At 59.9% G+C, this 14,536-nt stretch carries 9 protein-coding genes and 1 tRNA gene; 9 read left to right on the forward strand and 1 reads right to left on the reverse strand.

Going from position 1 to position 14,536, the window contains the following annotated elements; all coding sequences use genetic code 11:
- Positions 1–38 precede the first annotated feature (38 nt).
- The 3 genes from dnaG (at position 39) to JOF47_RS02900 (ending at position 3,635) form a co-directional block, all read left to right on the forward strand.
- Positions 39–1,913, forward strand: a complete 1,875-nt coding sequence (gene dnaG, locus JOF47_RS02890; protein ID WP_209995847.1) for a DNA primase — start codon at positions 39–41, stop codon at positions 1,911–1,913.
- Positions 1,914–1,979: 66 nt separating this feature from the next.
- Positions 1,980–2,052, forward strand: a tRNA-Asn gene (locus JOF47_RS02895).
- A gap of 158 nt (positions 2,053–2,210) precedes the next feature.
- Complete coding sequence (locus JOF47_RS02900; protein WP_209995848.1) at positions 2,211–3,635, forward strand: lipase maturation factor family protein; 1,425 nt, start codon at positions 2,211–2,213, stop codon at positions 3,633–3,635.
- A gap of 536 nt (positions 3,636–4,171) precedes the next feature.
- Here the strand turns inward: JOF47_RS02900 and JOF47_RS02905 are convergent.
- Positions 4,172–6,952 (reverse strand): helix-turn-helix transcriptional regulator, encoded by a 2,781-nt coding sequence (locus JOF47_RS02905; RefSeq protein ID WP_342592694.1) that lies wholly within the window; start codon positions 6,950–6,952, stop codon positions 4,172–4,174.
- A 488-nt stretch (positions 6,953–7,440) separates the two neighbouring features.
- On the opposite strand from JOF47_RS02905, the gene JOF47_RS02910 reads away from it, so the two are divergent.
- The 6 genes from JOF47_RS02910 to JOF47_RS02935 are packed head-to-tail and all read left to right on the forward strand — an operon-like array spanning position 7,441 to position 14,381.
- Positions 7,441–8,349 carry a PIG-L deacetylase family protein gene (locus JOF47_RS02910; RefSeq protein WP_209995850.1) on the forward strand — a complete coding sequence of 303 codons (909 nt, stop codon included), beginning with the start codon at positions 7,441–7,443 and terminating at the stop codon, positions 8,347–8,349.
- Positions 8,349–9,245 carry an ATP-grasp domain-containing protein gene (locus tag JOF47_RS02915; RefSeq protein WP_209995851.1) on the forward strand — a complete coding sequence of 299 codons (897 nt, stop codon included), beginning with the start codon at positions 8,349–8,351 and terminating at the stop codon, positions 9,243–9,245. Before JOF47_RS02910 ends, JOF47_RS02915 begins: the two co-directional genes overlap by 1 nt.
- The gene (locus tag JOF47_RS02920; protein WP_245356229.1) at positions 9,242–10,498 is read left to right on the forward strand and encodes a glycosyltransferase family 2 protein; all 1,257 of its coding nucleotides are present in this window, start codon (positions 9,242–9,244) and stop codon (positions 10,496–10,498) included. The genes JOF47_RS02915 and JOF47_RS02920 overlap by 4 nt, the downstream gene beginning before the upstream one ends.
- A gap of 39 nt (positions 10,499–10,537) precedes the next feature.
- Positions 10,538–11,539: a hypothetical protein gene (locus JOF47_RS02925; protein WP_209995852.1), complete on the forward strand. Its 1,002-nt coding sequence runs from the start codon at positions 10,538–10,540 to the stop codon at positions 11,537–11,539.
- Positions 11,540–11,566: 27 nt separating this feature from the next.
- A complete protein-coding gene (locus JOF47_RS02930) occupies positions 11,567–13,249 on the forward strand; it encodes an ABC-F family ATP-binding cassette domain-containing protein (RefSeq protein ID WP_209995855.1) in 1,683 nt (560 codons plus the stop codon).
- Between the two features lie 58 nt (positions 13,250–13,307).
- The gene (locus tag JOF47_RS02935) at positions 13,308–14,381 is read left to right on the forward strand and encodes a glycosyltransferase family 4 protein (RefSeq protein WP_209995856.1); all 1,074 of its coding nucleotides are present in this window, start codon (positions 13,308–13,310) and stop codon (positions 14,379–14,381) included.
- Positions 14,382–14,536: the final 155 nt, after the last annotated feature.

Genomic DNA, 14,536 nt, shown 5'->3' on the forward strand with positions numbered 1-14,536 from the left:
TGGCGACCGGATCTTGCCGCGGTCACTAGACTAGGGGTATGGCCGGCCTGATTAAACGTGAAGACATCGAAGAAGTTCGCAACCGTACTGACATCAAGGATGTCATTGACGGGTATGTGACGCTGAAGTCTGCCGGCGTCGGCTCGTGGAAGGGCCTGTGCCCGTTCCACGACGAGCGCTCGCCGTCATTCCACGTGCGCCCGCAGGTCGGCACATTCCATTGCTTTGGCTGTGGCGAATCCGGCGACGTGATTGCCTTCGTCCAGAAAATGGACCACAGCACCTTTTCCGAAACCGTTGAAACCCTTGCCGCACGCGCCGGCATCGAATTGCACTACGAGGACGGCGGCACCGGCCCGCGCCGCGAGGAAGTCGGTCGTCGCCAGCGCCTGCTCGATGCGCACAAGGTCGGCGAGGAATTCTTCCGCGAACAGCTCGCCACCCCGGGCGCCGCGGCCGGCCAGGAGTTCCTCACCGGACGCGGCTTCGACCAGGACGCCGCCGCCCAGTTCGGAGTCGGCTACGCGCCGCAGGGCTGGGACGCGCTGCTCAAGCACCTGCGCGGACGCGGCTTCCAGGACGAGGAGCTCAAGCTCACCGGCATGTTCTCCGAGGGCAACCGCGGCATCTACGACCGCTTCCGCGGCCGGCTGATCTGGCCCATCCGTGACCTGTCGGGGGCCACCATCGGCTTCGGCGCGCGCAAGCTCTACGAGGACGACCAAGGCCCGAAGTACCTGAACACTCCCGAAACCCAGCTCTACAAGAAGTCCCAGGTGCTCTACGGGGTGGACCTTGCCAAGCGCGAGATCACCAAGGAACGCCAGATCGTGGTGGTCGAGGGTTACACCGACGTGATGGCCTGCCACCTCTCGGGCATCGGCACGGCCGTGGCTACCTGCGGCACCGCCTTCGGTGCCGACCACATCAAGATCGCCCGGCGACTGCTGCGCGACGACGGATCCGGCGGCGAAGTGGTCTTCACCTTCGACGGCGACGCTGCCGGCCAGAAGGCGGCCCTGCGCGCCTTCGAGGAAGACCAGAAGTTCATTGCCCAGACCTACGTCGCCGTGGAACCCACGGGTGCCGACCCGTGCGACCTGCGCCAGACCCGCGGCCCGGAGGCCGTGCGCGAACTGATCGATTCCAAGCGGCCGCTCTTCGAGTTCGCGATCAAGGCGGGGCTGAAGAAATTCAACCTCAACACCGTCGAGGGACGTGTCCAGGCGCTGCGCGTCAGCGCGCCGATCGTCGCCGGCATCAGGGACGCTGCCATCCGCCCCGCGTATGCCCGCGAACTCGCCGGCTGGCTCGGAATGGACGTCGAGGACGTCAACCGCTCAGTGGGCGCCGCGACGCGCCGGAACCGGATGCCGAAGGCGGAAACGGCACAAGAACGACACGTCGAGGCGGCACCGGACCAGCCGTCCGCCCCGGTATTCAGCCGGCCGGATCCGCGCGACCCGGTGTCCCGCATGGAACGCGAGGCGCTGGAGGTCGTGCTACAGCAGCCGGCGCAGCTGACCCCCGAGCAGTGGCAGGCCTTCTACGATGCACGGTTCCTGGCACCTGCCCACGCCGCGGTTCATGACGGCGTGCGTGCGGCGGGCCTTGCCGGGGCGACCCCGGCCCAGTGGGTCGAGGCGATCCGCCAGGAAGTGCCGGAGCCGCTGCGTTCCTTCGTCTCGGAACTTGCGGTCACGCCGTTGCCCGCCAGCAGCAACGAGGCACTGCTTCGCTACTGCAACGACATCATCAACAGGCTCTTCGAACTCCAGATCACGCACCTGAAGGCCGAGAAGATGGGCCAGCTCCAGCGCATGGACCCGGCTGGCGATCCCGAGGGATTCCAGCAGATCAATCGCGAGCTGCTGGAGCTCGAACTTCGCCGCCGCGCCCTGCGCCAGGAGTGATCCGGGCGGGGGAAGGCCCCGATTTTTGTTTTCACGAAATCATGTGTAGACTATTTCTCGTTGCATTCCTCCGTAGCTCAATTGGCAGAGCATTCGACTGTTAATCGAAGGGTTACTGGTTCAAGTCCAGTCGGAGGAGCTCAAATAAAGAATCCGCATTCTCAGCAATGAGAATGCGGATTCTTTTGCATTAGCTCGACGTTGTCAGATGTCTGTGATTCAGGCCACAATTCTGGGTGGCAAATCCTGCGGAAGCCAGGCATGGCCGCCGCGCCCCGGTGAATCTACGCTGGTTTCATGGAGTGGCTGGCTGCGTACGACTACGACATGGCCCGCGAAATCCTGCAACGCGGGGTCGCGGTGATCTACCTCGTTGCCTTCATCTCGACCCTGAACCAGTTCCAGGCCCTGCTCGGCGAGCACGGGTTGCTTCCCGCGCCGCGGCTGCTGAGGGGCCCGGGGGCCCGTGGTCCTTCGTTGTTCAGCCGGATCGGGTACTCGGACAGGAAACTGGCGGCCGTGTGTACATCCGGGATCGTCATCTCCGCGGTGTTGGTGGCAGGGCTTCCCCAGGCCGGGCCTCCGTGGCTTCCGCTGGCCGCGTTCCTGGCCCTGTGGGGCCTTTACATGTCGATCGTGAACGTGGGGCAGGTCTTCTACGGGTTCGGCTGGGAAATGCTGTTGCTGGAGGCAGGATTCACCGTGGGCCTGCTTGGTTCCCGGCAGGTCCCGCCACCGCAAACCATCCTGCTGCTGGTTGCCTGGCTGGTGTTCCGGCTGGAATTCGGTGCCGGCATGATCAAGTGGCGCGGGGACCCGGCCTGGAGAAACCTCACGGCCATGTACTACCACCACCAGACCCAGCCGATGCCTGGCCCGTTCAGCCGCCGGGCCCACCTGGCTCCGAAATGGTGGCACCGCTGTGAGGCGGTGGGCAACCACACCGCCCAGCTGGCGATCCCGTTCCTGCTCTTTGCACCCCAGCCGTTCGCCTCGATCGCGGCCGGCGTGATCATTGCCACGCAGCTGTGGTTGGTGGCCACCGGAAACTTCGCGTGGCTGAATTGGATCACCATCGTGCTGGCTTTCTGCCGGATCAGCGACCCTGTGTTGCGACAGCTCATCCCATGGCTGCCAGCCGAAACGGGCACGCGCGCCGACGCGCCGATCTGGTGGATCGTGGTCACGTTGGCTGGAACGCTGCTGCTGGCAGTGCTCTCCATCCCGGCGTTGCGCAACCTGTTCTCCTCCCGCCAGATGATGAATGCGTCCTTCAACCGCTGGCAATTGGGCAACGCCTACGGCGCTTTTGGCTCGGTCACCCGGGAGCGGATTGAGGTCGTCATCGAGGGAACCGAAGATGAGTCGCAGGACGATGCGACCTGGCTGGAGTACGGGTTCAAGGGAAAACCGGGGGATGTGTCCAAGCGGCCGCGGCAATTCGCCCCCTACCACCTGCGCTTGGATTGGATGATGTGGTTCCTGCCTCTGAATGGGTTGCACCAGCTTTGGTTCCATGCGCTGCTGGCCAGGCTGCTGGATGCCGATGCCGGGACCCTGGCACTGTTGGGCCACGACCCGTTCGCCGGGAGGCGTCCGCGTTTCATTAGGGTGTTGGCCTACCGCTACCGTTTCGCAACGGCGGCCCAGCGCCGGGAGACCGGAGCCTATTGGGTGCGTGACGAACGAGTGCTGGTGTTCGGCCCGCTCGCCCTGCGATGAGCGTCCACCACCGATTCGCTCGTTCACCGGGCAACCAAGCTTCATGGACCACATCCGATCGGTGCGTAATGCCTGGCATCTGGAAAAGGACCACATCGCCGAAATCGTGCGCGACGGGTCGATCGACACCATAGGGTCCCTGCCGGCGCACCCGCGCGATTACCTCACGTGGGACCGAGACATGGAAATGGCCAAGCACAAGGCCTTCAACCTCGCCACCGACATGGACGTCACTTTCTGCGACCGGCACAGCCCCCGGGCAGCGCGGCTCCAACGAACACCAACGGCCTGCTGCGCCAACATTTCTCCAAAGACGCCGACGCATCGATCCACGGCCCCGAGAAACTTGAACGTGTCGCCCGGGAACTCAATGCCCCCGCATGACCCTGGTCGGGGATACGCTTGCCGAGTGGTTTCGTGACTTACTGATAGCTAGCTGACCAAGGACGTTGCAACGTCCCCTAGAATTCGCCCCCCGATCTCCTTACCCTGGTGAGCGCCACAGCTGGTATCGGACGACGGCTCCCGGTTGAGTACTAATTTGTGGGAGAAGCCGCACCGAACAACATGAAGAGCTGGGATTTGCGCTTGACGCCCAGCTTTTCGTACGAGGTCCGAAGACGTGCCTCGACCCCGCGCACGCTGAGCTGTACCTTTTTGGCAATTTCCTTGTTGGTAAGGCCTTCAATGGCCAGTTCCACCACTTCTTGCTCGGGCCCCGAGAGCCTGGCAAGGAATGCCGGCCGTTGATCAATTACCGGGAGCGGCAGCGGTTGCGTTCGCGGGGCGGAGCCCAAGAACGCATTGTTGCCAAAGATCGATGAATACGAGTCGTGCTTCTGCGTTGCGGCACTGGACGCTCCGAGCATGCTGAGTCGCTGGGCATGGGCCCGAAATGTTCGCATGCGCTCATAATCGGAATCGCTGGAATCCCAAACATTCTCGGCTGCCTGAAATGCCGCGAGGGATGCGTCGCCGTCGAGCAGGAGAGCTTCGCAACGGGGCAAAACAATCTGAGCCCAGCGGTTTGGCGAGGTAGCGGTGTGTTCCTTGAAAAGTTCATAAATTTTTCGGGCTTCTTCTTGATTCTTGAGGTGGACATGGACTTCCACCAGGTCGGGTTCGAGACGCAAAAGATTGGGTTTGCTCAATGAACTGCCCAGATTTCGGCACCACGTCAGGTGCTGAAGGGCTTGGCCATAATTTCCCTGGTCCAGGTAGGTGCGGCCCAAGATCGCATGCATACGGGCGCTGAAGTACTTGCGCTGGGTCGGCTCAATGGGCGAATTGAGTTCTTCAATGGCTTGACGCTGTTGCGCTTGATTGCCTGTGAAACCCCAGTACCAGATTCTAATCACGGAGGAAGCGTATGGGAGCAAATTCGGATCGGTGCCGGCTCGAAGAGATACCGCGACTGTTTCCATGGCTGCTTGTAGATGGCCCGCACGATACTCGTTTTCGGCCTGGTAAAGCCTGGCAACTTCGATGGCCAGGGAGAGCCTGTCCTGCCCGGCACTGAGCACCGAATTCAACAACGCGCGGGCAGCCGCGTAGTCGTCAGACAACGAAAGCACACGCGCCAAGAGAATGCGTGAGTGGTGTATTCCCAGAGGCTCAATCTCGTTGAGTAGTTCGGCTACTTCAGCTGTGCTCCAGCGTTTGTTGCTGGGTGGCGGAGTAAGCAGAAGATCAAGCACTAAGCACATGGCCCGGGCTTTGTCATGGTGAACCGGTTTTGCCAACAATGCGTGTTCACGAAGGAATTTAGCGGTGTCCAAATCGCCGCGTTCCACGAGGTAAAACGATGCCACGGCGAGGACATGCCCAACGTTGCCTGGCTGTGTCGATCCGTGGTTCTGGACTAGATCGTGGCACTGCTGAATGTCGACGCTGTGGAACCGGAGGAAGTTCAACCGGAGAGCTAGGAGCGCTTGCTCAGGTGTGGGCGGAGTCGGTTGCGTCTTTCGAAGCCCTTGCTCGTAGCGCAGGGCATGGGAGACTTGGCCGAGCTCCAGCAGCGTTTGGGCGGCAATTTCAAGTGCATTGGCGAGAGTGCTGTCGTCCCCGGCCAGCGTTCGTCCGCGTTCAAGCATTTCAATGGCGCATTCAAGGGCTCCACGGTCAAGATACTGCAGCGCAGCTTGAACCAACGGTGGTGCCAACTCAACCGAAGGGTTCACAAAACTTTCATGCCACAGCTGCACTGGGGCATTGGCCATGCGGAGAACCTCTGCCAACTGCCGATGGGCATCTGCGCGCTCGTGGGCTTCCATGGACCAATAAAGGCTGGTTCGAATCAACTGTGACTGAATGCTTAACAACCCGCCGCGTGAGCGCACAATGCCTGAGGCAATGAGTTCATCCAAGGTTGTCGTCTCATCGGGAATGAGCCATTGAAACGTCTCCAGCGGTGTCACGTAGGCACAAGACAGTAGTTGCAGCTGAGAAATTGCAGTCTTGCTGAGTAGCTGCAACTGCTGCTGCACGAGGTTGTCGGCGAGCGGACCCGACCGCAATGGCAGCATTAGCGGGTCTGACCCCGCCGATGGACCTTTTCCCAGGCTCCGCATGATTTCAACAATGGCCAGGGGCACACCATGGGAATACTGGGCAACAGACATGGAGACCCCCAAATTTGGGGTGGATACAGCGGATTGCATGGCTAGCGCCATCGAATCCTTGAGGTTCAAGGGCTCCAACGCAAGCTCTGGAAGTCCATCGAATGGGCCGAAATCGTCTTTTGATTCTTTGGTGAGAACAACTCGTACGTTGGAACCCCGGAGGCGTCTAACTAGGATCCCAATTACTTGTTTGCTTTCATCATCAAATTGGTCCGCGTTGTCGATGAGGATGAAGGTGGGCTCGTACCTGGCTTCGCGCACATGGCCTAGAACCTCAATGGCGACTTCAAAAGCGCTGGGGGCGTCCAAGGACTCGGTTCGTTTCTGGACTTTTTCGCACAACTCCGGCAAGTCCAAGGCATCAAGAACCATGTGTAATCCGGAATACGGCCATTGCGATTCGTGTGCGTTGGCTTTGACCAGAAATGCTCGTTCGTATAGCGACTGAATGGCAGAAAGCAGCGCGCTTTTGCCCATCCCAAGTTCTCCGGTCACCACAAGTGCTTGTTCATGGCCATCGAACATTTCGGCCACAACCCCAAGCTCGTAAGACCTGCCAATAAACCCCAATGTGTCTCCTGACGCAGTTCTACCCGAGACCAGGCATGATGCCGATTTCAAGTAGATCCCCAATAGACCGATTGCGTTACAAGACCGTGTACAGAGTTGCGTGGAGAACCTCCCAAGGTGCTTCACATCCAGAAGGAAAATTCTGAAGGTTGCATTGCAACCCGCAGTCCCAAGTGCCTACTGGCTCTGTGGTCTCGCGCGACCGTGACTTGCCCACAGTTCACACTAATCCCATGGTTAACCACAAGACGTAGTGAGAATGTATTTGCTGACAACACGTGCAAGTCCAGTTCAGAGCAAAATCGTCCCCAGATGTTCCGGCCTTGGGAGGCGTGGCAAAAATGCGTCGGGCAACCACATAGACGGGACGAGGTTAACCACACGGCGATGCGCGTCACTGTGGCGCCGCCCCTATTTCCCACATGAATCGTTGAAAATACCCCTTTTCTTGGAATCATCCTGCATTGTTGCTTGTGGCGGTGTTGAGCTTCGAGATCCACCACGAAACACCGAGGCATCGTCGGTTAGAGGCAAACGTCAGTTCTTGGGGAACAGGCGCTTGTTAGGGTAAAACAAGCTGCTGGTGGAATTATTCGCATGGGGGAATTCTGAGCATGGGACTGTCAATTTTTGCGACCATTTTGGTTCTTGCTGTCGTACTGGCGGCCGGAACTGCAAAGGGCCGACGTTGGTTTGAACGCAACTATCGCCACGGGATAAAAATGACCAAGGCCGTCATGATCGCCGGCACTGGTTTGGTGGCCTGGAACGCGCTTTGCGCCTTCTTGCCGCACCCGCCATGGGCGTCCGATCTCTGCATCGCCACGACGCTGCTGTTCGTGGTCATCGCTGCCGCCACGGTGGAACGCTTCCGGATTCGTCCGATGGCGGTAAAAGACCGCCGGGTCATTCTGGCCATAGGCGCTCACCCGGACGACTTGGAAATTGCATGTGGCGGAACGCTGGCCAAGCTCGTTGATGCAGGACATGAAGTACACACCTTGGTGATGAGCCATGGTGCAGTGGGGGGAGACGTTCAACTGCGTCCCGGCGAAGCACGAAACGGTGCATCATTCATGGGGGTCACCGGGGTGCAGGTCTGCAACCTTCCCGATACGAACCTAGCGGCACACACGAATGAACTGGTTGCTGTCATTGAAGCCAGGATCAACGAGGTAAAGCCTGACATGGTCTTTACGCACTCGGAGAATGATCACCACCAGGACCATCACGCGGTTCATTTGGCAACGTTGCGGGCCGCCCGCCGACACTCCTCGATCCTGTGCTTTGAAAGTCCATCGGCCACACGTCGCTTCAACCCCGCAGTGTTCGTGGACATCGAGGATTATTTGGATGTCAAGGTCCATGCGGTTGCCCAGCACAAGAACCAAGCAGGCAAGCCCTATATGGGAGCGGACAGCGTCCGCGGTGTCGCTGCATTCCGAGGGGCGCAGGCAAAGCAGCGTTTCGCGGAAGGTTTTGAACCGGTACGTATGCTCGGCTCGTCGATTGCGGGTCTGTAATGAGAATCCTAATCACCGGGGCCAACGGCCCCGCAGGCCAAGCCCTGGGCGAGCAACTCCAAAATCTCGAACACACCGTTGTTGGTGTGGACATGGACACCACACCGAGCTCGTTTTTCGGGGTCATCGAACCAATCTGTGCCGCAGCCGATCCGCGGATGCTTGATCAATTGGCGGCATTGGTGGCCAAACACAACATTGACGTATTGATTCCCACCGTCAGCGACGAACTCCCGGCCGTCGCGATGGCTGCAGAGGGCGGACTTTTTGGGCACGCCCTGGCAGCGATCGCTCCAGCAGATGGCGTAACCAAGGCCCACGACAAGTACGTCACCATGCGGGCGCTTGCCACGGCTGGGATCAATACCCCGCTCTTTGGGCTGCCCAGCGACTATGAAAGTGTTGAGGCCGCATTTGAAGCCATGGGAGCTCCATTGATCATCAAGCCGCGGGTAGGCCGCGGCGGCCGCGGAGTGCGTGTACTTGAACGCAATGAGAGCATCGCCTGGGAGGACCTCACCGACAAACTAATTTTGCAGCAATACGCTTCGGGGATTGAATATGCACCCATGGTCTTCCGGGCGGGCGATACCCATGCACCTTTGGTGGTTGTCGTTGAGAAGACCGAGCTGAAACAGGGGCGTGTCGGAAACGCGGTTAGTACCAAACGCGTAGAAAACAGGGGTGTTCCGGAAGTCGTTTCAGTTGCCGCAGGTGCGGTCCAAGCCTTGGGCCTGGTTGGTGCCGTCGATCTCGATATTCGCCGTCTGGCCAATGGGGACCCGGTAGTACTTGAAATCAATGCACGCTTTGGCGCGAACTCGTGCCAGGCTCCAGAAATCCTCGTGGAAGTACTGCAAGATGCCGCCGCACGTTGTCTGCAGGTCGCCAAATGATTCCATCGAACCTTGCAGTGGACGTCGTGACAGGCTCGATGGTTTTCATTGGCATGACTATTTTGATCTTCGGTCTGGCCAAGCTCGCTTACGTGCCGCTGGCACTATCCTTCTCAACGCTGGGATATAGGCGTAAACGTGCTCGTATGGCCACGTATTTGGATGAATTGCCGACGGTGAGTGTGATTGTGCCCGGGTATAACGAGGAAGCCGTCATCGAAAACTGTGTCAGCTCGATTCTGGCCAGCAAATATCCTCATGTCGAGGTGATTCTGGTCGATGATGGATCCACAGACGCCACGCCGAGGCTCATGGCCGAACTTGCAGCCTCGGATTCCCGCGTACGATGCATTCTCCAAAAGAACGCTGGCAAGGGGGCTGCCTTGAACCACGGGTTGCGGGAAAGCTCCGGGGAAGTACTGCTCTTTGTCGATGCGGACGGCATTTTTGGTTTGGACACCATTGAACAAATGCTCCGAGGTTTCAATGGTCCAAAAGTCGGTGCCGTCTGTGGAGATGACCGCCCCGTGAACCTCAATACCGTTCAGACCCGGCTACTCACAGTTATTTCGCATGTGGGAACCGGACTTGTCCGTCGCGCATTGACGATGCTTCATTGCCTACCCATTGTTTCTGGCAACGCCGGCGCGTTTCGGCGCGAGGTATTGGAACTTGCAGGTCCGTTGAATGAAGTAACCATTGGTGAGGACCTGGAGCTAACTTGGCGCATCCACAAAGCTGGATTCCGTGTGAACTTCGCACCACGGGCGCTGGTCTATGCCGAGTCGCCATCAACGCTGAAGGGACTATGGAAGCAACGGGTTCGCTGGGCCCGAGGTTTGCTGCAAACCCTGAAGATTCATCGACGCATGGTCGGCAATCCGACTTACGGCATTTTCGGGATTTACCTGGCGTTCAATGCGATCAACATGGTATTGATCCCCTTGCTGCAAATGTTTGTGTTGCTTGCAATTCCGTTCCTGCTCCTGCACAACGTAAATACACTGCCACAAGATGCTATTGCCTTGATCGCATGGCTGGGGTTGGCGTTGGCGGTTGCACTGTGTTTGTTCTCCATGGCGCTCAACAGTTCGATGAAGGACACCCGACATTTGTGGACCATACCGCTGTGGCCCCTATATTCGGTGTTTGTCGGACTCACCATGCTGGTGGCACTCATACAGGAAATTGGTGGACACCCGGCAAAGTGGAACAAGCTCAAACGGACCGGAGTAGTTTCAATTGCCCGATAAACATTCGATGGGCGCGCACTAACAATGTGCGTCAACCGAATGATCAATTATGGGTTTGAAGATGTCAGTAACCCCGCCACGGACTGGGCACTGCAATCATCGCTGCTTGCTTCCGCGGGAATCACCGGTGTGGCGCTTTCCGTGGGGAGGGTTGAGTGGAGTGCCTTTGTTCAGCGAAGCATCCCCGGAGCCTATCCGGACTCCATAGTCCAAGAGGGTTCCGACCTTGTGAAGAGTGCCATTGAAACGCTGAAAAACTCCGGATTCACTGGTGAAATCGTACTTAGTGTCGATGCGCTCACACCCTTGATACTCAAGGCGCAACCCGAGCTGGCAGGAATGGATGCCAAGGGGTACCCTTCAGCCGTTTTCGCCAGCGCCTGGGCCCTCACCAGAGGCCCGGTAGGTGATGGCTTGCTGGACTTTGTTTCCGAAGTGGCCCAGCGATACAAGCCCACGATGATCGGGCTGACCGAACTCATGATTGCCGAACATAGCTATGGCAACCGGGATTTGGCGCTCTACACGCAAGCCACGGGGAGCGCGCGATGGCCCGTGACCAAGGAAGGGGATCTCGATCAGGCGCACCCTTCCTTGGGGATGTGGCGGTCCCTCGAAATGGCAAAACTCATTTCACGGTTGAAGTCGGCTGTCCGCCAACATGGAGTTGAACTGGAAGTGGACGTGCGCTCGCCGGATCCGAGCCAGATGCGAGGACGTCCTGATAGCGGGCATGATTACGCGATGTTGCTTGATGTCGCGGATCGATTGGCCGTTTGGCACTACGTGGGTATCGACGAGCATTCGCGGGGATTTTCTGAAGAGTATCGTGGCTCACTGAAAAAGTTCAAGACACACCAACTGGTCCTGAGCGTCGGGCTCTGGGCCGAGAACGGCACACTGAGTAACCAGGAACTCGATGAAACACTTCAAAAATGTAAAGACATCCCTCAGCTGAGCGTGACCCCGGCAAGTTTGCTCACCGAGGGACACTGGAAAGTTCTACAGAAGCATCGCCCCAAGGCCAGCGAGGGCCAATGAGGGTCCTAAAAATCGTATGATTGGGCGGTGGCTCATATTGACGTATCCGACATCCATTACTTCCTCTCCGACGGCACGCAGCTGCTTGGCGGTGTCACCTTCAAGGTCACCGCGGGATCCAAGACCGCGCTCATCGGACCCAACGGCGCCGGCAAGACGACGCTCTTCAAGATCATCGCCGGTGACCTGAAAGCCGACGAAGGTGCGGTCAGCCGTTCCGGGGGCATGGGCATCATGCGCCAGTTCGTCGGGCAGGTCCGCGACGAGTCAACGGTCCGCGACCTCCTGGTTTCCACCGCATCGGCCGACCTCGCCGCCGCAGCCAAAGCCGTGGACGAGACCGAAGCGCTCATGCTCGAGTCGGACGATGAAAAAGTCCAGATGCGATACGCCCAGGCCATCATCGACTGGGGAGACGCGGGCGGTTACGAACTGGAGACCGCCTGGGACAAGGTCTGCATGGCGGCCCTCGGCATTCCCTTCGACCGTGCCCAATACCGGCTGGCCTCAACGCTTTCGGGCGGCGAACAGAAACGCCTGGTGCTCGAGGCGCTCTTTGAGGGCCCGGATGAACTCCTGCTGCTCGATGAGCCGGACAACTACCTTGACGTCCCGGGCAAGCGCTGGCTCGAGGCCACGCTGAACGAGTCCTCCAAGACGGTGTTCTTCATCAGCCACGACCGTGAACTACTGAACAACGCGGCCACGCGCATCGTCACCCTGGAGCCGGGCCTCTCCGGCGCCACCGCATGGATCCACGGCGGTGCATTCGGGTCCTACGTCGATGCGCGCCGCGAACGCAACGAACGCTTCGAGGAACTGCGCAAGCGCTGGGATGAAGAACATGCCAAGCTCAAGGAGCTTGTGAACATGTACAAGAACAAGGCCGCCTTCCGCTCGGACATGGCTAACCGCTACCAGGCCGCGCAAACGCGCCTGGCCAAGTTCCTGGAGGTCGGGCCGCCCCAGGCCATTCCGCTGGAACAAAACGTGAACATGCGCCTGAAGGGCGGCCGCACGGCAAAGCGTGCGGTCGTTGCCGAGAAGCTTGAGCTGACCGGCCTGATGAAGCCGTTCAGCAACGAAATCTGGTTCGGCGACCGTGTGGCGATCCTCGGGTCGAACGGCTCGGGAAAGTCGCACTTCCTGCGGCTCCTGGCTGCGGGCGGAACCGATCCGGAGCGCGAGCACCTGCCCGTTTCCGATTTCGAGATCGCCCCGGTGCCGCACACGGGCACCGTGAAGCTCGGCGCGCGCATCCGCCCGGGGTTCTTCGCCCAGACACACAGCCGCCCCGACCTTTTCGGGCGCACGCTTCTGGACATCCTGCACCGCGGCGACGAGCACCGCTCGGGTTTGGCCCGCGAAGCCGCCTCCGGCGCGCTGGACAACTACGGGCTGGCCGGCCAGGCCGAGCAAAAGTACGACTCGCTCTCCGGAGGCCAGCAGGCGCGTTTCCAGATCCTGCTGCTGCAGCTTTCCGGCGCCACGCTGCTGTTGCTCGACGAACCAACCGACAACCTCGACCTGCACTCGGGGGAGGCCTTGGAACGCGCCATCGACGCCTTCGAGGGAACGGTGCTTGCCGTGACGCACGACCGCTGGTTCGCCAGGTCCTTCGACCGCTTCCTGGTTTTCGGCTCCGACGGCAAGGTCTACGAGTCTGCGGAACCCGTGTGGGACGAAAAGCGTGTGGAGCGGGCGCGGTAACACCCGCACCCGCACAGCACCCCGCCCCGACGGCTCCACGACCGAAAGCAAGACCACAGTGAAACTGATTATCGACGCGCGGTTCACCCGAACCACGCACCACGACGGCATCAGCCGTTTCACCTCGTGCCTGATCGAAGAAACCGCAAAGATCGCGGACGTCACGATGCTCATCAACGACCCGGCGCAGCTGAGGCTGCTGCCGGATGTGCCGCACGTGTTGATCAATTCCCCGCTTTCCCCGCTGGAACCCTTTGTTGCCCGCAAGGTCAACAAGCTGGGGCCCGACGTGGTGTTCTCCCCGATGCAGACGATGGGCAGCGCGGGCCGGAAGTATGGGCTCATCCTCACCCTGCACGACCTGATCTACTACGAGCACCCCAAGGCCCCGGGGTTCCTGCCCTTGCCGGTGCGGATCGGCTGGTACCTGTTCCACCAGATGTACTGGCCCCAGCGTATGCTGCTCAACCGTACCGACGCCGTGGCAACGGTCAGCCAGACGACCAAGGACCTGATCAAGAAGCACAGGCTTTCCCGCAAGCCGGTGGAAATCGTTTCCAACGCCCCGGCGCCCGGCGCGGTGCCTCGCGATGCGTCGGTGGCCCCGGAGCCAACGCTCCTGTACATGGGTTCCTTCATGCCGTACAAGAACGTTGAAACCCTGATCCTGGCCATGGAGTACCTGCCCGACTTCTCCCTGCACCTGTTGAGCAACATCGCCCCGCAACGCGAGGCTGAACTCCTGGCGCAGGTCCCCACGGGGAGCACCGTGGTGTTCCACCACGGTGTCACGGACGAGGAATACCAGGATCTGCTCAAGCGCACGACGGCACTGGTCTCGTTGTCGCGGGCCGAGGGGTACGGATTGCCGCTCGTTGAGGCGATGAGCGTCGGAACGCCCGTGGTTGCCACCGACATGCCGATTTTCCGCGAGGTCGGCGCCGGGGCGATCTCATATGTGGATCCACAGAGTCCTAGGGCTTTCGCGGATGCCGTCAAGGACCTGGCTGCACCAGGGGCCTGGCATGCCGCGTCCGCTGCCGCGCTGAAGCGTGCCGAAAGCTATTCATGGCAATCCTCGGCTCGGCAGTTGCTGGACCTGGCCGAATCGGTCATGGAAAAGCGGACGTAGCCGAAAACGCGACTCCGTGCCGGCGGACGAGGCGAGCTTGGTCGTGTCGGCAATGTCTGAATCGTTGCTGGCCAAGAGCCTTTTTGGCCGGGTCGGCAGGTGTGGGGAGTGCCACAAGCCCTCGTTTATGCATCCCGCGGGAACTCTGATATTGT

This window comes from Paeniglutamicibacter kerguelensis, assembly GCF_017876535.1.
Lineage (GTDB): Bacteria > Actinomycetota > Actinomycetes > Actinomycetales > Micrococcaceae > Paeniglutamicibacter > Paeniglutamicibacter kerguelensis.